This window comes from Pseudomonas sp. S30 (assembly GCF_016518545.1).
GTDB lineage: Bacteria > Pseudomonadota > Gammaproteobacteria > Pseudomonadales > Pseudomonadaceae > Aquipseudomonas.
On record NZ_JACVTO010000012.1, the window covers coordinates 77,625 to 95,213 of the forward strand.

At 65.5% G+C, this 17,589-nt stretch carries 14 protein-coding genes; 6 read left to right on the top strand and 8 right to left on the bottom strand.

Features of this window, described 5'->3' with window-relative positions:
- Positions 1 to 2 precede the first annotated feature (2 nt).
- Together IAE34_RS14860 and IAE34_RS14865 are read right to left on the bottom strand one after the other, a co-directional pair.
- On the bottom strand, positions 3 to 866 hold the full coding sequence (locus tag IAE34_RS14860) for an integrase domain-containing protein (RefSeq protein ID WP_200139719.1): 864 nt from the start codon (positions 864 to 866) through the stop codon (positions 3 to 5).
- A gap of 1,024 nt (positions 867 to 1,890) precedes the next feature.
- On the bottom strand, positions 1,891 to 3,048 hold the full coding sequence (locus IAE34_RS14865; protein WP_200139720.1) for an STY4528 family pathogenicity island replication protein: 1,158 nt from the start codon (positions 3,046 to 3,048) through the stop codon (positions 1,891 to 1,893).
- Between the two features lie 477 nt (positions 3,049 to 3,525).
- Here IAE34_RS14865 and IAE34_RS14870 point away from each other — a divergent pair, with 477 nt between their 5' ends.
- The 3 genes from IAE34_RS14870 to IAE34_RS14880 all read left to right on the top strand — a co-directional run bounded on the left by IAE34_RS14870 (position 3,526) and on the right by IAE34_RS14880 (position 6,944).
- Positions 3,526 to 3,915 carry a YybH family protein gene (locus tag IAE34_RS14870; protein WP_200139721.1) on the top strand — a complete coding sequence of 130 codons (390 nt, stop codon included), beginning with the start codon at positions 3,526 to 3,528 and terminating at the stop codon, positions 3,913 to 3,915.
- An 86-nt stretch (positions 3,916 to 4,001) separates the two neighbouring features.
- Entirely contained in the window at positions 4,002 to 5,501 is a 1,500-nt protein-coding gene (locus IAE34_RS14875) for a purine-cytosine permease family protein (RefSeq protein WP_200139722.1), read from the top strand.
- 12 nt (positions 5,502 to 5,513) lie between these two features.
- Complete coding sequence (locus IAE34_RS14880; protein WP_200139723.1) at positions 5,514 to 6,944, top strand: aldehyde dehydrogenase family protein; 1,431 nt, start codon at positions 5,514 to 5,516, stop codon at positions 6,942 to 6,944.
- 60 nt (positions 6,945 to 7,004) lie between these two features.
- Here IAE34_RS14880 and IAE34_RS14885 read toward each other — a convergent pair whose 3' ends face one another.
- The 6 genes from IAE34_RS14885 to IAE34_RS14910 all read right to left on the bottom strand — a co-directional run bounded on the left by IAE34_RS14885 (position 7,005) and on the right by IAE34_RS14910 (position 13,335).
- Entirely contained in the window at positions 7,005 to 7,523 is a 519-nt protein-coding gene (locus IAE34_RS14885) for a hypothetical protein (RefSeq protein ID WP_200139724.1), read from the bottom strand.
- Positions 7,481 to 7,771 (bottom strand): type II toxin-antitoxin system TacA family antitoxin, encoded by a 291-nt coding sequence (locus IAE34_RS14890; protein WP_200139725.1) that lies wholly within the window; start codon positions 7,769 to 7,771, stop codon positions 7,481 to 7,483. The genes IAE34_RS14885 and IAE34_RS14890 overlap by 43 nt, the downstream gene beginning before the upstream one ends.
- A gap of 723 nt (positions 7,772 to 8,494) precedes the next feature.
- A complete protein-coding gene (locus IAE34_RS14895) occupies positions 8,495 to 9,100 on the bottom strand; it encodes an SMI1/KNR4 family protein (RefSeq protein ID WP_200139726.1) in 606 nt (201 codons plus the stop codon).
- Positions 9,097 to 11,502 (bottom strand): DUF3772 domain-containing protein, encoded by a 2,406-nt coding sequence (locus IAE34_RS14900; RefSeq protein ID WP_200139727.1) that lies wholly within the window; start codon positions 11,500 to 11,502, stop codon positions 9,097 to 9,099. Before IAE34_RS14900 ends, IAE34_RS14895 begins: the two co-directional genes overlap by 4 nt.
- A 54-nt stretch (positions 11,503 to 11,556) precedes the next feature.
- A complete protein-coding gene (gene ada, locus IAE34_RS14905; protein WP_200139728.1) occupies positions 11,557 to 12,618 on the bottom strand; it encodes a bifunctional DNA-binding transcriptional regulator/O6-methylguanine-DNA methyltransferase Ada in 1,062 nt (353 codons plus the stop codon).
- Positions 12,619 to 12,708: 90 nt separating this feature from the next.
- Positions 12,709 to 13,335, bottom strand: coding sequence for a DNA-3-methyladenine glycosylase family protein (locus IAE34_RS14910; protein ID WP_200139729.1), 627 nt, complete (start codon positions 13,333 to 13,335; stop codon positions 12,709 to 12,711).
- A gap of 179 nt (positions 13,336 to 13,514) precedes the next feature.
- Here IAE34_RS14910 and IAE34_RS14915 point away from each other — a divergent pair, with 179 nt between their 5' ends.
- The 3 genes from IAE34_RS14915 to IAE34_RS14925 all read left to right on the top strand — a co-directional run bounded on the left by IAE34_RS14915 (position 13,515) and on the right by IAE34_RS14925 (position 17,543).
- Complete coding sequence (locus IAE34_RS14915; RefSeq protein WP_200139730.1) at positions 13,515 to 14,030, top strand: sigma-70 family RNA polymerase sigma factor; 516 nt, start codon at positions 13,515 to 13,517, stop codon at positions 14,028 to 14,030.
- A complete protein-coding gene (locus IAE34_RS14920; RefSeq protein ID WP_200139731.1) occupies positions 14,017 to 14,973 on the top strand; it encodes a FecR domain-containing protein in 957 nt (318 codons plus the stop codon). Before IAE34_RS14915 ends, IAE34_RS14920 begins: the two co-directional genes overlap by 14 nt.
- Positions 14,974 to 15,071: 98 nt before the next feature.
- Positions 15,072 to 17,543 carry a TonB-dependent siderophore receptor gene (locus tag IAE34_RS14925; protein ID WP_200139732.1) on the top strand — a complete coding sequence of 824 codons (2,472 nt, stop codon included), beginning with the start codon at positions 15,072 to 15,074 and terminating at the stop codon, positions 17,541 to 17,543.
- The last annotated feature ends 46 nt before the right edge of the window (positions 17,544 to 17,589 follow it).

A 17,589-nucleotide genomic window follows, 5' to 3' on the forward strand; every position in this document is an offset into this window, starting at 1 on the left:
CTTTATCGGCCTAGATACACTGCGGTGACTTGTAGTCTCTCATGTCCCAGTTCACGGCTGATCGTCTGCCGTGCACTGGTGTCCAACAAACGTTGGGGTGGCGCTAAATTTTCAGCGCATGGCCCACCTAATGCCGGAGCCTTCCAGCCAGTGAGAGCTTCGTATCGACTCTGAGCATACTGATGGCGCAAGCCGTGCATGTGACTCAGCCCCGCCGCCTTACACTGGCCATCGTAAACGTGTTGCTGCTGGATGAAGGTCTTGTGTGCTGGAATCAATGACCCCGCTCCCGCCAGACGATGTGCTGCCTGGAGTACCTCACGTTGCTCTGCCGTGGTGATCGGTACAATTCGCTCCCGGCCGCCCTTCGTCCACGCCCCCTTGAGGGCAATGTGATCCCCACGATCCGCATAGCTGGGCTGAAATTTTATCGCTTCCTTCCGACGCAACCCGAATGCGGCTTGCAACTGAAGGCTCAGGCGCACGTGGGCATCGGTAACCTGGTCAAGACCTGTGCCCAGTTCCCGGGCCTTACTGATGTTAGTCACATAGCGGCGCTCGGCTACGCCAAGCTTCGTGTTGTCCGCCGGCAAGATCCCAGACTTGCCGATCTTCTCAGCCCACCAGCGCAGGTGAGAGAGCCGATTCTTGATAGTACCAGACGATAAGCATTCGCCTTGCCAGCGATCCAGCAGCACCTGGACGTGCTTACCCTTGAGCGACGATGCCTTCATCTGCCTGAAACCAGCCTCGCGCAATTGCCGCGCAACCAAGGCCAGTGAACGCATCCGGTCAGCCTGCGTAGTGTAGCTACCGTCACGGTTGCGCTGGCAAAGCTGCCGCAGGGTGTAGGTCAAGTCGTCCATCTTCCGGCCTCCAAGTAAAACGCCGTACTGCGTTGCCCTGAAACTCAATGGTTAGTGTTGGTGCCAACTCGCCAAAGCGAGATCCCGTGAGGGCAAGGGCATGGTGTTCAGGAGACACCAGAGCCTCGAATGAGGCATCCGTCTTGCTTCCTGCTGGAAGGCCGGGCGGAGGCCGTGCGAGATGAACGAGCTGTCAGCGTGGATGAGTCCTCCTTTGAAGAGAGTGGGATGAAAGAAAGCGGCGGGAGCCCCGTGCATTGCGCACGGATAATGACCGCAAGAGACAATGCGCCAGGCGGCGCGCAAGGGATGACGGCAAGCAGAGGAAGAAGGCTCCGCCCATGGGTAGGGCCGGTATGCGATCGGAGCCTGGGCATACCTGGGGTGGTTCCACCCTGTTGGGCCAGCGCCTGCAGGAACCTGCGCTGTTGGGGTTGCCGATGTACAAAGCCCATCGGTCTTGGCAACTTCCCGGTCAGTGTATGCGGCCATCATCACGTCTGCTGCACACAATAGGATATGGCGTTCGCCCGCATTGTTGCTGGCTTGTGCGGGGCCGTCACTGCGGCTTGCAGTGACGGCCCATTTCGGCTTGCCTGTCCATGCGAAGGGCAAAGGGCGCGGCGGCAGATGTGGATATGCCCCTGCCTGCGGCACTGACGCGGCGTTCGCCTTGTCGGCTACCTGCGCAGGCGCGGCATAGTGCCCATGCCACTCCTGCACAGGCAGCTTGTGCATGAAGCGGGTCGCACGGCATCCAGGGCGCGCCATGACTCTGAGCGGGTTTCGCGCGTAGTGGGGGTCAATGGCGGGCGCGCAAGCCGCAGCGGAGCGCAGCCGCAGGCGAGCACCGAACGGGTGAGCACCCGGCGCAGCGCACCATTGACGTCCATGCAGCGCACCAGCCTACCGGCTGGGTGCAGGGGGATGTTCTTTCCCCCGGCACCCTTGCCCTTCGGCGAGAACGGCGTTCCAAGAGGCAGCGCCTCTTGGTCAAGGCCGCAGGCCGCGAAGGCAGGGAGAACTAAGCTGGGCGAGGCTTCCATCCCCGGGCCTGCATCATCTGTGCGGCAAGATCGCCCGCATTCATCGGCGCGTGGAGCATCTTGCGAATATTGGCGATGTGCGCCAGCACCGTTTCACGTGAGGCCGGTGGTGCGGGCGGCTCAGGGCGGACTTCCGTACGGATAACAACGGGAGCGTGATTTTCGACAGATTGAGGAGAGGGTGCAACATCCTTGCGTCCTGCCCACAAGCGGAACTCACCCGCAAAAACGCGCTTCACCAAGGCGAAGAAATAGGCCACGACATTGCGCACGGCGCCGCTCTGGCTGCGTGCCTGCAACTCGTCGAGTACTTCCTGGCGATACTGGGGCGGCAGTCGCCGCAAAGCGGCCTGCACGTCCTTTTGCTGATCTGCCTGGGCATTGCTCAAGCAAGGCGGCAAGCTCACCGACTGCGATGCCGGATCGTCGTCGCCTTCGCGCGCGCAGTACGTACGTTCTTTTTTATACATATACGTCTTATACGTACTGCCCTGCTCTGCCGTCATGTGGCGAGCCTGTCCTGTCTGTTGCGCAACAAGTGTGCTGCCAGCGGACTCGCCAGACAATGGCAGTGGGTCGGCTGTCTCGCTCGCCTGCGACGGCGGCGTCGGGGGCAAATCATCGTCATCGTGGCGCTGATCGTGGGCCGAGAGGGAAGCCGCTTCAGGCGCTTGCGCCAGCGTTGCCTGGATGTGGATGGCCACCCGATCCACCTGATTGTTTTCGTGACCGATGGAGGCTTGCAAAAGCTCGGGCAGACTGGCATCAAGCGCGCAGGCCTGCTGGAAGTCCAAAGCGCTTTCGTGAACCTGGTACAGCTCACTGAGCACATGGCCGGTCAGAGGGTCGCGGTGCTGGCCTACGAGACTGATCCACCCCGTCAGCCGAAGCACGATGAGAACGCGCCAGGCCGTCTCGTATCCGGCACGCTGGCCCAGCGGGGTAGAGGTGAGGTAGCGGCGCAGTTGCCCCAGGTTCGCCAGCGGGCTGATACCCTCGGCGGCGCGCAACATGCGCAGTACCTGCCATCCGTTACGTTCCAAGGGTGTGAGGCGAGCATCGAGCATGAGCGAGGCCGGCGTGGCGAACAGGGCGTTTTGCCCCAGCGGGTTGTGACGGGTGTGATGGTCTACCATGAGAGATCTCCAGGGTATGGGCCGCAGTGGCCCGTTCCCCTGCATCTCATCGCGCGCCAAGCATCACGTCAGCCAACAATGCGGTCTGCGCCAGAACCGTTTTATCCGACAGGGCACAGCCTGGCAACCGCATCCAGACTGATCTATCATCCCGAAATCCCCTTGGGGGTACAACTGGGGGTACTTCCAGCGATTCCCGCAAAGCCTGTGGCCCGATTTCCCCGCGAAACCTAGTGCTCACGGCCCTTTGCCGATCGATCAACGTTTAAACGTGTGATCAACGTCTGACCGCCGCAGCGCAGGGGCCTGTCCTAGGCCCCTGCCGATGTCCTCAGCACCGTCCAGCGCGAGCGCTTCGAGCCTCTCGCATCAGTTCATGATTTTCTGAACTGATTATTTGCCCCTGCCGATTCTTCCCGCCCCTGCCCCGCTCCAGAATCCCCTCATCATAATCACAATGACCGTGAGGCCACTCCCGTGGACCAGACCCTGCAAGTGCAGCAGGCGGCTGCCGAGCTCGTCGACGCCTTCGCCTGTAACGACACCCCGCGCTACTTCGCCTGCTTCAGCGAAGAAGCCACCTTCCTCTTCCACACCCTGGCTCAGCCGCTGCTGTCGCGCCAGGCGTACGAGCGGCTGTGGGCACAATGGCAAGCGGACGGCTTCGCGGTGCTCGGTTGCACCTCGAGCAACGCCCAGGTGAGCCTCCAGGGCGATGTGGCGATCTTCATGCATGACGTGGCGACGCGTGTGCGTATCGACGGGCAGGTCCACGATTTGCAAGAGCGCGAGACCATCGTCTGGCGCCGGCACGGCGAGCGCTGGCTGGCCTGCCATGAGCACCTGTCGGTACTGTCGCCCACCTGAGTTTCTTTTCGCGGCCCTGCCGCACTGCCATCGCACCCACAACAAGGCCTGCCACAGGTCGACAACATTCGCGCTGGAGCTGCACCATGACCCACTCGACCGGTATCGAGACCAACGGTGTCGAACAGATCCCCGACGATCAACGCGACGCCACCCCGCTTGACCTGTTCCGCCTGATCTTCGGCGGCGCCAACACCTTCGCCACAGCCGTGCTCGGCAGCTTCCCGGTCCTGTTCGGGCTGTCGTTCCAGGCCGGGCTCTGGGCCATCCTGCTCGGGGTCGCGGTCGGCTCGCTGATCCTCGCCCCCATGGGCCTGTTCGGCGCCCTCAACGGCACCAACAACGCGGTGTCGTCCGGCGCTCACTTCGGCGTGCACGGGCGCATCGTCGGCTCGTTCCTGTCCCTGCTGACGGCCGTGGCGTTCTTCTCGCTGTCGGTGTGGAGCTCGGGCGATGCGCTGATCGGCGGCGCCAAGCGCCTGGCCGGCCTGCCGGAAACCGACCTCACCCTGGGCATGGCCTACGGCCTGTTCGCCGTGCTGGTGCTGGTGGTGTGCATCTTCGGCTTCCGCTTCATGCTGTGGGTCAACAGGATCGCGGTGTGGGCTTCGAGCCTGCTGTTCCTGCTCGGGGTCGTCGCCTTCGCCGGCCCGTTCGACGCGCAGTTCGCCGGCAGCGTCCACCTCGGTCAGCCGGGGTTCTGGGCCGCCTTCGTCGGCGCCGCGATCCTGGCCATGAGCAACCCGGTGTCCTTCGGCGCGTTCCTGGGCGACTGGTCGCGCTACATTCCTCGGCGCACGCCCAAGCTGCGCATCATGCTGGCGGTGATCCTGGCCCAGGGCGCCACCCTGATTCCATTCCTGTTCGGCCTGTGCACCGCAACCCTGGTGGCCAGCCAGGCCCCGGACTACATTGCCGCCAACAACTACGTGGGTGGCCTGCTGGCGATCTCGCCCACCTGGTTCTTCCTGCCGGTGTGCCTGATCGCCGTGATCGGCGGCATGTCCACCGGCACCACCGCCCTGTACGGCACCGGTCTGGACATGTCCAGCGTGTTCCCGCGCCTGCTCAGCCGCGCGGCGGCCACGCTGTTGATCGGCGTGCTGGCGATCGCCTTCATCTTCATCGGTCGCTTCGCCTTCGACCTGGTGCAGAGCGTATCGACCTTCGCCGTGCTGATCATCACCTGCACCAGTCCCTGGATGGTGATCATGATCCTGGGCCTGATCACCCGGCGCGGCTTCTACCACGCCGACGATCTGCAGGTCTTCACCCGTGGTCAGCGCGGTGGACACTATTGGTTTCTGCATGGCTGGAACTGGCGAGGCATGGGCGCCTGGCTCCCCAGCGCGGCCATAGGCCTGTGCTTCGTCAACCTGCCGGGCCAGTTCGTCGGCCCGCTGGGCGAACTGGGGGGCGGTGTCGACCTGAGCCTGCCGGTCACCCTGGGCATGGCCAGCGTGCTGTACCTGCTGCTGCTCAACCTGTTCCCTGAACCAGCGGGTGTCTACGGCCCCGCCGGCCCGCGCTGGGTTCGCTGCAAACGCGCGCCCGTGATTCCCGTGACCCTCGCCAACCCGGCCTGAAAGGACCCTGCCATGCCCGCTCATCATTACATCGACGGCCGTTGGGTCGACGGCCAAGGTAGTGACCGTATCAGTGTCTGCGATCCCGCCCTCGGCCAGCCGTTCGCCACACTGGACTCGGCCAGCGCCGCTCAGGTCGACCAGGCGGTGCAGGCCGCGCGTCGTGCGCTGCCCGCCTGGAAAGGCACCGCTGCCAGCCGCCGAGCCGAGGTGCTGCGCGGCTTCGCCGAACAGTTGCAGGCTCGCCGTGACAGCTTGATCGCAGCACAGATGCGCAACAACGGCAAACCGCGTCACGAGGCCGAAGTCGACCTGGACGACGCCATCGCCACCTTCGCCTATTACGCCGACCTGGCCGAGCAGTTGCCGAACAGCAATGCCGAAGTCCCTCTGGCCGCCCAGGGTTTCAGCGCCCGCACCCGGCTCGACGCGGTGGGCGTGGTGGGCCTGATCGTGCCCTGGAACTTCCCTCTGGTGACCAGCGCCTGGAAGCTCGCCCCGGCGCTGGCCGCTGGCTGTACGGTGGTGCTCAAGCCTTCGGAGGTTACGCCGCTGGCTGAGCGAGTGTACGGCGAGATCGCCGAGTACCTGGGCCTGCCAGCGGGCGTGCTGAATATCGTCAACGGCCAGGCCGAGACCGGCAAGGCCCTGAGCGCGCATAGCGGCCTGGACAAGCTGTCGTTCACCGGCAGCAATGCCGTGGGCAGCCAGGTGATGCGCAGCGCCGCCAGCCGCTGCCGCCCGGTCACCCTGGAGCTGGGCGGCAAGTCTGCGATCATCGTGTTCGACGACTGCGATGTCGACCAGGCGGTGCAATGGATCGTCGCGGGCATCACCTGGAACGCCGGACAGATGTGCTCGGCCACTTCCCGCCTGCTGATCCAGGACGGGATCGCCGACCGCCTGCTGCCGCGCTTGCAGGAGGTGTTCGAGCAGTTGCGTGTGGGTAATCCGCTGACCGAGGACGTGGAGATGGGCCCCCTCACCAGCCAGGCGCAATGGCGAGAGGTGGCCGACTATTTCGTCCTGGCCCGCGAAGAAGGGCTGGACTGCCTGACCGGTGGCCGGACGCTGGAAGGCGAAGGCTGGTTCGTTGCCCCGACGCTGTATGGGGATGTGCCGCGCGATAGCCGCCTGTGGACCGAAGAAATCTTCGGCCCGGTGCTCTGTTCACGGCGCTTCGAGACCGAAGCCCAGGCGATCGAGCTGGCCAACGAAAGCACCTTCGGGCTGGTGGCCACGGTGTGCTCGGCCGACCTGCAACGTGCCGAGCGGGTAGCCGACGCGCTGGACGTCGGGCATGTGTGGATCAACTCGGTGCAGGCGGTGTTCGTCGAAACCTCGTGGGGTGGCACCAAGGGCAGCGGCATCGGGCGTGAGCTTGGCCCTTGGGGGCTGTCGGGGTATCTGTCGGTCAAGCATGTGACGCGGTGTTTGGGGTGAGGGCGGTGGAGCGCGTAGGGTGCAAGCTTCGCGCTCGCTCGGGCAGTGCTGGAAAAACGCTTACCTGAGCGGCAACATCATGGTCTTGGGTGATAAATCCGGACACGACATGAAACCCGCTTTGCCATAAAAAGACTCCAGCCGCTCGGTCAAGGGATGCACGATCAATGCGACGCTTCCTACCATCTGACTGGCGAGCAGTGTCCGTTCAACCGCGTCTTGCACCAAGTCCGTAGCGACGCCCCGCCCTGAGATTTCAGTAGTGACACCCATGCGCCCCAACACGACGACAGGAAGATCGTTTGGGGCGTTGCGACGAATCCTTGCGCTAGCACCATGGACTCTAGCCACCGAGCCATTGGACAGCGTGTAGAACCCTGCAACGCGGTTAGTACCCTGAAAACAGATGACATACACCACCGCATGCCTGGCCTGCTGCGCATCCAGTGCGCGATACCACAGGTAGTGATTGATTGAAATCTCGCCGCAGTCGAAAGCGCTCACGTCGTGACGCTCTTGCAGCCGACAGGGCGCGCTCAACTCCAGCGTTTGGGCCTTGCCAACAGCTTCTTCACGCATGCGTTGCTCCTGATGGAATGGTCTTCCAATGCCTGAGCGAACCGATCGAACGCCTGATGATCGAGCAGGAAAAGGCGCTGCTCGAGCAGAACTTCCTCCGCACGTTGGCAAGCGGCATCGAGAACGAACGTTGTGCGATCGCCGCCAACGATTTCTACAGCGGCGTCGATCAGGTCGCGACGATGTTCCGCGACCCGCATGTTCAGGGGCACTGATTTTCCCCGTTCACTGCTGTGCGGTTCACTCATGGAGAACTCCTGAGGGCTTTAAGGCGCATAGGGCGCCTGGAAGTAATGGTACGAGCGTGTAGACTCAACGTGTAGATGTATAGCGAAAGGCGTTACAGATAACAAGTGTCAGATATTTCTGAGATCGCTACACCCTCCAGGCACAAAGGGCACTTGGAAGTGTCCCGTCGTTTCGACATACGAAAATAAGGCACTGGATATAGTGCGTAAGATCTTTCCGAAAATATGACAGCCCCCTACAGGCTGCCACCACTTCAGAACTATCCTACTGCCGCGCCAGAAGCGTCGCTGTTGTTGCACAGGCTAACCAGGGCTAATTTCCCCCAGTCGCTCGTCAGCGACCGGGTGTGAGAGCCCGAAATCTGGTTTGCACCCACTGCGGTAGCTGCGTGCGGGCAGGATTCGTCCTGGCCGGGTTCCCGGGTTTCCGGTCTCTCACCCCGCGCCCAGCTGCCACCCAATCCTGTGAGAGGGAGCAGGTGCAGCGATCGATCAACCGCTCTTCACCGTCCGATCGGATACATCCAACCAGGACGCCCTCGCCCACCTCATCCAGCTGCTCCATGGCATCGAAGCGACCCAGGACGAATACTGCTGCGCCAACGCCGGAGTACCTGGGATCGCGATGCTGTCAATGCCGCGCACAACGCCCAGATGGGCCGCTCATTGGCCGAGCACGTGCTGTCTCATCCGCCAGGGCTACCGGCGCCACGGCAGCCCCGGCTACTCCTCGAAGATGAAATCGAACCCCGTGTCGAACAGTGTCTTCAGGTACGCGGTGAAGTCGCTGGCGATCACCTTGTAGCTGTCCGGGTCGTGCAGGTAGCGCACCACCTGCCCGACGCTGCCGCCCGCTGCCGGGTCGAAATCGACGTACAACTGCGAGGTGCCGCCGTTGTTGATGCAGTAGGCGAAGCACAGCCGCCGGTTCAGCGGCACCTGGGCATCGACACCGGCACCGAGCAGTTCGGGGTCTTCGTCCAGGTACTCCTCGTAGATCTGCGCGATGCTCATCGGCTCGGCGGCGGCGTCTTCGAGGATCTGCTGTACGGAGCGCAGGTAGTACGGGTATTCGAACACGTCCGAACCCAGCATCGGCACGGCGATTTCGCCGCCGGGATAATCGCGCCAGTGGGTACCGTCCACCTCTTGCAGCAGGGCAATCAACGCCCCAGGGCAGTGGGGATAGCGTTGCACCAGGCGCTGCAGGTCGGCAGCCGAGGCGCCCTGGGCGCGGGCGAACTGCGGCGCCTCGTCCTCGCCCAGGCGCTTGCGGATTTCAGCCAGGTACTCGGTGACCAGGCGTTGCTCATCGGCTGTGGGGTTCATGTCGCGGGTTCCTCCGGGGCACGTTGGGCATCCTGCAGCAACACCATGCTCTGCGGCGACGACAGGGCGATGCCCTCGTCACGCAGGCGGCCGAGGATGGTGAACAGCAGATCGCTGCGCGCGCCGCCGACTTGCCGCGGGCTGGCCACGTAGCCGCTGGCGCTGATCAGCATGCCGCTGGCGGTCAGGTCCTTGAACGTCACCGACGGTGCCGGCGCATCGAGAATGCCCTCGTGCTCCTGAAACGCCTGCATCAGCAGCTCGCGAACGCGGCCGGCGTCGGTGTCCAGCGGCAGGGTCAGGGTCACACCCACCACGCCCAGGGCATTGGCCATGGTCACGTTGCGCACGTTCTGGGAAATGAACTGCGAGTTGGGCACGATCACCGTGGAGCGGTCGGACATCTGGATCTCGGTGGCGCGCACGTTGATGCGGCGAATGTCGCCTTCGACGCCGGCCAGGCTGACCCAGTCGCCCACCTTCACCGGTCGCTCGGTGAGCAGAATCAAACCGGAAATGAAGTTCTGCACGATCTGCTGCAAGCCGAAACCGATACCCACCGACAGCGCACTGACCACCCAGGTGAGGCTGGTCAGGTTGATGTGCAGGGTGGACATCACCAGCATGGCCAGGAACAGGAAGCCCAGGTAGCCGACCAGGGTCACCAGCGAGGCGCGCATGCCGGCGTCCATGTCGGTTTCCGGCAGCAGGCGCTCGCTGAGCCAGCGCTTGAGCACGCGAATGGCGAACAGCCCGACGAGGAAGATCGCCAGCGCCAGGAAGATGTCCTGCGGCACGATGTTGAGGTTGCCCAGCAACTTGCCGCCGCTGCCATCCCAGTCGCCCAGGCTGTCGAACAGCTCACCCGGGCTGGTGCCCGACGGCATGAAGGCCAGCAGCGCGGCGATGAACAGCATCAGCGTGCGCCCGACGCCTGCCAGCAAGGTGCTGGCCTGGGCCTGGTGACGATGTTGCAGGCCCAGCGCCGAGGCCAGGGCCGCACCGCCAGGTTGGCGAGGCGAGAGCAGGGTCTCGCAGAGGTCGCCGAACACGGTGACCAGCAGGTAGGCACAGACCGCCACCACGCTGATCCACAGCAACTTGATGGTGAGGAAATAGGCCAGGGTCAGGTAGCCGGTCAGCAGCGCTGCGAGGATCGCCACCACCCAGAGCATGACGACGAAGGGAATCAGCCCGGCAAGGCCCGCCGGGCGCTCCAGGCCGTGCTGCCGGCGGGTACGGCGGTACCGCACCAAGGCGAAGAAGAACACCCCCGACACCACCAGCGCAGTGAGGCCGTTGGTGGCCAGGGTGAGCGCCAGGCTGGTGCCGATCACGCTGTTGATGCGCTCCTGGGTCAGCAGCAGCACCAGAGCCAGGGCCAGTACCTGCGGGAACCAGCCCAGGGCGCTGGCGACTTCGTCGGGAATCGGCGGCAGGCGCCAGGACGGGCGTTGCAGCATCAGCATGGCGCGTCCCAGGCCGGAGATGAAGGCGCTGAACACCACCAGGGTGAGGACATGGTTGGTCAGGCTGGCCAGGTCCGCGCCCAGTTCGGCGCTGCTTTCCAGGCCCCAGCGCAGCAGCGACACGGAACCGGAGATGGTCGCCAGGGTGGCCAGGGCCACGCTGAGCGCCAGGGCACTGCGGCGCAGGCGCCCTTCGGGCAGCCAGCGGATCATGGCATTGGCCAGCAGCCGTTCGAGCACGCGACGCACCAGGGTCCAGACCAGGATCGCCGCGATCAGCGCACTGACGAACCACCAACGGTGGGCCGGGCTGAAGGCACTGGCCACCGCGTCGGCCGCTTCACCGCGCAGGTCGTTCAGGCGCGACACGTCCTCGTCGGTGGGACGAATCAGGCTCGACCAGAACGCCGGGCTCAGCGGGCTGGCCGCACGGCTGGTGATCTGCGAGTTGAACAGGCTGCGACGCAGGTTGACGATCTGCGTGGACAGGTCGCGGGCCGACTGGGTCAACTGAGTGGCCTCGGTCTGCTCGCCCACCAACCCCTTCTTCTGCTTGTCCAGCTGCTGACGCTGACGGGTCAAAGCGTCGGGTTCGTCCGGCTGGACCGGCCCGAGCACATTGAGCTGGTCGTCCAGGCGGGCGACGTCGGCGGTGCGCTGGGTGGCCAGGGCATCGGCCTGGCGCTGCACCTGCAACGCCGACTGGCGCAGCTGCGACAGCACGTCGTCGTTGGCGTTGGTGGTGACGCGCTGGCGGATCTGGTCGAGCCGGTCGCTCAGGTCCTGCAGGCTGGCGTCGTCCTGCAGGGTCTGCTGTTCGGCGGCGGCCAGGCCCGAGGCCGGCGTATCGGCTGCCGACCAGGCGGGCGTCGCCACGCACAACAGCAAGGCCATGATCACTACATAAAACCGCTCAAGGCTGATGCGCCTCATCGAATTCCCCTCTATGCAACTCGATAGGCGAAGAATACTACGCTGCCGGCGCGCTCAAGTGAGCACCGTTTCTCGTTTCAGCAACGCGCGTTTGCGCTCCACGCCCCAGCGATAGCCACTCAGATCCCCATCCCGGCGAACCACGCGGTGGCAGGGAATGGCCACGGCTATGCGGTTGGCCGCGCAGGCCGCGGCCACGGCGCGCACGGCCTTGGGCGCGCCGATGCGCTCGGCGATGTCCGAATAGCTCACCCGACTACCGGCCGGTACCTCGCGCAGGGCCTGCCACACCCGCTCCTGAAAGACCGTGCCCTGCACGTCCAGCGGCAGGTTCAGGCCCAGCGCCGGGGCTTCGACGAAGCCGATCACCTGCGCGACCAGGCGCTCGAAGTCGTCATCGCCGCCAACCAGCTCGGCCTTGGGAAACAGGTCCTGAAGGTGTTCGAGCAGCGCCTGGGGGTCGTCGTCCAAGAGGATCGCGCAGATACCGCGTGCGCTCTGCGCCACCAGGATCGCGCCCAGCGAGCACTGGGCCAGGGCGAAGCGGATGCGGATGCCGGCACCGCCTGCGCGGTAATCCCGGGCGCGCATGCCCAGGCGCTGGTCGGCATCGGCGTAGAAGCGGCTGTTGGAGTTGAAGCCGGCGTCGAAGATCGCTTCGGTGATGCTGGCGCCCTGCTCCAGGCCATCTCGCAGGCGTCGGGCACGGAACGCCGAGGCGTAGGCTTTTGGGGTGAGACCGGTTTCGGCCTTGAACAGCCGGTGCAGGTGGTAGGGGCTCACGCTCAGCCGTTCGGCCAATTGGGCCAACGGCACGGCCTCGTCGCCGGCCTCGATCAGGCGACAGGCACGGGTCACCAGGGCGCTGCGCTGCGCCTGCGGATCGCGGCGCGGCGTCGAGCAGCGCTTGCAGGGCCGGTAGCCGGCGGCCTGGGCCGCTGCGGCGGCGTCGAAGAACTCGACGTGCTCGCGCTTGGGCAACCGCGCGCGGCAGCCGGGGTGGCAGTGGATGCCGGTGGTGCGCACGGCGTAGACAAAGTGACCGACAGCCGCGGAGTCACGGGCCTGGACGGCCTGCCAGCGCTGGTCATCGGTGCGGTAGGAGGTGGCGGACATGCTCGAAGCCTCGTTCGGGGTCGGCAATCAAGGTGACAGGTTATCCACGTGCGGGCTCTCCGCTTCTTGCGCGGTTATTCGCCACGGGATTCAGGCGCGCCACAGATACCAGGCCGCCAGGGTGCGGTAGGGGCTCCAGGCCTCTCCCAGCACGCGCAACCGGGCAGGCGTGGGCGCCACTTCCAGCCCTTTCAGTCGACGGTAGCCCTCGCGCACGCCAAAGTCATCCACCGGCAGGATATCCACTCGCGCCAGGCTGTAGATCAGCAGCATCTCCACCGTCCAGCGACCCACCCCCGGCAGCGTCACCAGGCGCTGTACCAGCGCCTCGTCGTCCATCGCCAGTGCAGCCTCCAGCCCCGGCACCTGGCCGTCCAGACGCGCCTGGGCGATGGCCTGCACGCTGCTCAGCTTGCGCGCCGACAGGCCGCAGTCGCGCAGGGCCTGCGGCGCGGTCGCGAGCAGTTGCTCGGGCGTAGGAAACGCCTGCCCGGGGTACAGTGCCAGCACCCGCCCGAGAATCGCTTCGGCGGCCCTGGCATGCAATTGCTGATAGGCCACGGCACGCACCAGCGCCTCGAACGGCTCGCGGTGCATCTTGGCCTGGTGCAGGCAGGGCCCGACGGTGGCGATGAGCCGCGCCCAGTCCGGGTCCAGGGCGCTGAGCGCGCTACGCCCCGCTTCGAGGGTGGCGGGCGTGAGATCGGCAGGGGTCATGGAGTCACCGAGAGCCTGGATGCAAAACGGCCATGGTAGACCAATCGCCGGTCCGGGTATCCCCGAAAGCTGCGCCGCTAATTACCGATTCGGCATTGCTGACGGTGCCATCGGCGCATAGAATTGAGAACCATTAACAATCGCGCCTACCCTCCCCCGCCCTCCAGGACCGCCGCCAGATGCCGCGTAACGACACGTTCGAGCCTGCCGAAATCGGCCAGCTCTACAACAGCCACCATGCCTGGCTGCGCGGCTGGCTGTGGGCGCGGGTCGGCTGCCGCGAGCATGCCGCCGACCTTGCGCAGGACACCTTCGTGCGCCTGCTGCGGGCCCGCGATGTGTCGCCGCTGAAGGAGCCGCGCGCCTACCTGAGCAGCATTGCCCGGGGCCTGATGATCGATCAGTTCCGCCGCCGAGCCCTGGAACGCGCTTACCAGCAGAGCCTGGCGGATCTGCCAGAACGCGAAGCGCCGAGCGAAGAGCAGCGCTTGCTGATCCTCGATACCCTGGAGCGGCTGGATCGCGCCCTGCACCAGCTCAGGCCGCGCGCGCGCGAAGCCTTCCTGCTGGCCCAGCTCGACGGCCTGAGCCTGGCGCGCATCGCCGAGCGCCTGGAGGTCTCGCGGGTCACGGTCGAGCGCGACCTGGCCAAGGCCCTGGCCGCCTGCTATCGCGTGCACTATGCCGAGTGCTGAGCCCACGCCGGCCCAGTCCCAGGTGGACGAAGCCATCGCCTGGCTGGTGCGCCTGCGCTTCGACGAACCGAACCCGCAGCGCGAGCGCCAGTTCCAGTGCTGGCTGGCCGAACATCCGCACAATACCCTGGCCTGGCAGCGGGTCAGTTCACTGGGCGACTCGCTGGCTGGGCTGCCTGGCGCCTTGAGCCGTCGCACGCTGGAAAACACACGGCGCCAGCGGCTCGGGCGTCGCGATACTCTCAAGCTGCTGGCCGGGCTGGCCGTGGGCACCGGGGCGGCCTGGACCCTGCGCGAGCCCTTGGGCCTGCCGGCGCTGATGGCCGACAGCCGCACCGCCACCGGTGAGCGCCGCGACCTGCGGGGCAGCGATGGCAGCCAGTTGCAGCTCAACACCGCCAGTGCCATCGACCTGCGCTACAGCGCCAGCCAACGCCTGCTGAACCTGATCCGTGGCGAGGTGAGCCTGGCGAGCAACCCGAACGACAACCGGCCGTTCCATATCCGCACGCGCATTGCCCAGTTCAGCACCCGCGATGGCCACCTCGTGCTCCGCGAGAACGAGGCAGGCCTGCTGCTGGCGGTGCGCCGTGGCGAGGTCCAGCTGGCGGGCCCATCGGCGCCTTCCCGGCGCATCGGAGCGGGCGAGGTGCTGCAGTTCGACGCCACCGGCCACGCTGAGCCGGTTCGCCTGGCGGCCGACCCCTGGGGCTGGACCGACGGCGTGCTGAGCGTGCAGCGCATGCCGCTGGGCGCGTTCCTGGCGGAGTTGTCGCGCTATCGGACCGGCATCCTGCGCTGCGCGCCCCAGGTCGCCGACCTCCAGGTATCGGGCACCTATCAGCTGGACGATACCGAGCAGATCCTGCGTCTGCTCGCTACCACCCTGCCGGTGCGTGTCAGCTATCGGACGCGCTACTGGGTGTCGGTCGAAACGGCTTGAACAGCGAGCCCTGAAATAAATGAGGGAGAATCTCATTCTCGTCCGTCCTGTGTGAATTCAGCCTATTTACGGCTCTCGTTCACCGTCAGGAGCGCTTCATGATTCGCCCGTGTGCCCTTGCAACTACCGCACTGCGTCGTACCGTCCACGCCGCCGCCCTTGGCCTTGGCATGGCCGGCGGCGCCCTGTCACCGCAGGTCCTCGCAGCGCCGGCGGATCAGCGCCAGCCACTCACCTGGCGCGTGGCGCCCGGGCCACTGGCCCCTGCCCTGGAGCAGATGGCGCGCCAGGGCGGCCTGAACCTCTCGTTCGATGCCGCCAGTTTCAATGGCAAGACCACCGCAGGTGTGCAGGGCCAGTACGACAGCGCCCAGGCGCTGTCCATCCTGCTGCAGGGCAGCGGCGTGCAGGTTCAGCAACAGAGCGCCAACAGCTTCATCCTGATGCCGGCGATCGACGTCGGCAACGCCCTGGAGCTTGGCGCGACCAGCATCTCCAGCGATCGACTGGGCGAAACCACCGAGGACACCGGCTCCTACACCACCGGCGCGGTGACCATCGGCAAGACCCCGCAGAGCATCCGCCGTACCCCGCAGTCGGTGACGGTGGTCACCCGCCAGCGCCTGGACGACCAGCACATCACCAACCTCACCAACCTGCTCGAGCAGACCCCGGGGGTGGTGGTCAACCTGACCGACAGTGAGCGGGTGCAGTACTACTCGCGCGGCTACGCCATCGATGCCATCCAGTACGACGGCGCCACCGTGGTGCAGAGCAGCGGCGGCGGCTCGTTCATCCAGAGCGACGCGGCGATTCTCGACCGTGCCGAGATCCTGCGCGGCGCCACGGGCATGCTGCGCGGCTCGGGCAACCCCTCCGGCACGGTGAACCTGGTGCGCAAGCGCCCCACCTACGAGTACCAGGGCAGCGGCAGCGTCACCCTGGGCACCTGGGATTCGCAGCGCTATGTCGCCGATCTCTCCGGGCCGCTGACCGAGACCGGCAACGTGCGCGGACGGATCATCGCCGTGCACGACGACAAGGACCACTTCCAGCGCTCGCGCCAGGAGCGCAAGGACGTGCTGTACGGGGTGCTGGCGTTCGACCTGAACGACAGCACCACCCTCACCACCGGCCTGGAATGGACCCAGCTCGATGCCACCGGCGCCTGGGGCAACCTGCCCGCCGACTACGATGGCTCGCCACTGCCACTGGGACGGCGCACCTACCTGGGCGCCGACTGGAACCGCTGGAACCGCAGCAACCTGCAGAGCTTCGCCGAACTCGAACACCGCTTCGACAACGACTGGAAGCTCAAGCTGATGGCCCAGCGTACCCACTTCCAGCTGGCCGACGACGGCTTCAAGCAAACCTACTTCACCCGCGCCACGGGCGACGCGAACCCCACGCGCAACCCGTACCTGATGAGCTACCAGGTCACCGAGGGCGATGGCGGCGAGAGTGTGCAGAACAACCTGAGCGCCACCTTCAATGGACCTTTCGACCTGCTCGGCCGGACCCATGACCTGATGCTCGGGGTGGAGCGCATTCGCAACGACTCCTACGCCTCGGCCACCAATTTCGTGCAGTCCGGCCTGTTCGACATCCGTACCTGGGACCCCAAGACCAGCCTGCCCAACCCGGCCATCGACATCACCGCCCACCCTGTGCGCACCCGCACCACCCAGGAAGGCGCCTACGCCACCTGGCGCATCTCGCTGGCCGATCCGCTGACGGCGATCATCGGCGCGCGCAGCAACTGGTACGACTACGAGCAGGAGAACAACACCCGCTCCAACGGCCGCTTCAGCGTCGACAACAAGGTGGTGCCCTACGCCGCGCTGATCTACGACCTGAACGACAATTTCAGCACCTACGCCAGCTACACCGAGATCTTCAACCCGCAGACCGCCACCAACGCCAGCGGCTCGGTGCTCGCGCCGGTCACCGGCGAAGCCTACGAGACCGGCATCAAGGGCGAGTTCTACGACGGCCGGCTCAACGCCTCCCTGGCGCTGTTCCGCATCTATCAGGTCGGCAATCCCCTGGACGACATCAGCGGCCCCAACCCCTGCCCGCCGAACTACACCAGCGGCTATTGCAAGGTCGCCGCCGGAAAGAACCGTAGCCAGGGCTTCGAACTGGAGATTTCCGGCGAAGTGCTGCCGGGCTGGAACGTGTCGGGTGGCTATACCTACAACAGCACTGAGTACCTCAAGGACACCACCGGCAACGCCGGCAATGCCATTCGCACCACCGACCCCAAGCGCATGCTGCGCCTGTTCTCCAGCTATCGCCTGCCCGGCGAGTGGCAGGCCTGGACCGTAGGCGGCGGCGTGCAGGCGCAGAGCGACATCTACAATCGCAGCGGCAACGCGGTGGCCAGCCAGTCCGGCTATGCGGTGTACAACGCGATGGTCAACTACCGCTTCAACGAGCAGTACTCGCTACAGGTCAACGCCAACAACCTGTTCGATCGCAAGTACTACCGCCAGGTGGCGCCGACTCCGACCGGCTACTACTGGGGCGATCCGCGCAATGTGTCGGTGACCTTGAGCGGGCGCTTCTGACCTGCGGGGCATGAGCCGGCCTCTTCGCGGTTGAACGCAGCGGCGA

What these genes read in the sequence shown, in the direction of transcription:
- IAE34_RS14860 (WP_200139719.1), bottom strand. Translation starts at nt 866, where the DNA reads ATGGACGACTTGACCTACACCCTGCGGCAGCTTTGCCAGCGCAACCGT.
- IAE34_RS14865 (WP_200139720.1), bottom strand. Translation starts at nt 3,048, where the DNA reads ATGGTAGACCATCACACCCGTCACAACCCGCTGGGGCAAAACGCCCTG.
- IAE34_RS14875 (WP_200139722.1), top strand. Translation starts at nt 4,002, where the DNA reads ATGACCCACTCGACCGGTATCGAGACCAACGGTGTCGAACAGATCCCC.
- IAE34_RS14880 (WP_200139723.1), top strand. Translation starts at nt 5,514, where the DNA reads ATGCCCGCTCATCATTACATCGACGGCCGTTGGGTCGACGGCCAAGGT.
- IAE34_RS14885 (WP_200139724.1), bottom strand. Translation starts at nt 7,523, where the DNA reads ATGCGTGAAGAAGCTGTTGGCAAGGCCCAAACGCTGGAGTTGAGCGCG.
- IAE34_RS14890 (WP_200139725.1), bottom strand. Translation starts at nt 7,771, where the DNA reads ATGAGTGAACCGCACAGCAGTGAACGGGGAAAATCAGTGCCCCTGAAC.
- IAE34_RS14895 (WP_200139726.1), bottom strand. Translation starts at nt 9,100, where the DNA reads ATGAACCCCACAGCCGATGAGCAACGCCTGGTCACCGAGTACCTGGCT.
- IAE34_RS14900 (WP_200139727.1), bottom strand. Translation starts at nt 11,502, where the DNA reads ATGAGGCGCATCAGCCTTGAGCGGTTTTATGTAGTGATCATGGCCTTG.
- ada (WP_200139728.1), bottom strand. Translation starts at nt 12,618, where the DNA reads ATGTCCGCCACCTCCTACCGCACCGATGACCAGCGCTGGCAGGCCGTC.
- IAE34_RS14910 (WP_200139729.1), bottom strand. Translation starts at nt 13,335, where the DNA reads ATGACCCCTGCCGATCTCACGCCCGCCACCCTCGAAGCGGGGCGTAGC.
- IAE34_RS14915 (WP_200139730.1), top strand. Translation starts at nt 13,515, where the DNA reads ATGCCGCGTAACGACACGTTCGAGCCTGCCGAAATCGGCCAGCTCTAC.
- IAE34_RS14920 (WP_200139731.1), top strand. Translation starts at nt 14,017, where the DNA reads ATGCCGAGTGCTGAGCCCACGCCGGCCCAGTCCCAGGTGGACGAAGCC.
- IAE34_RS14925 (WP_200139732.1), top strand. Translation starts at nt 15,072, where the DNA reads ATGATTCGCCCGTGTGCCCTTGCAACTACCGCACTGCGTCGTACCGTC.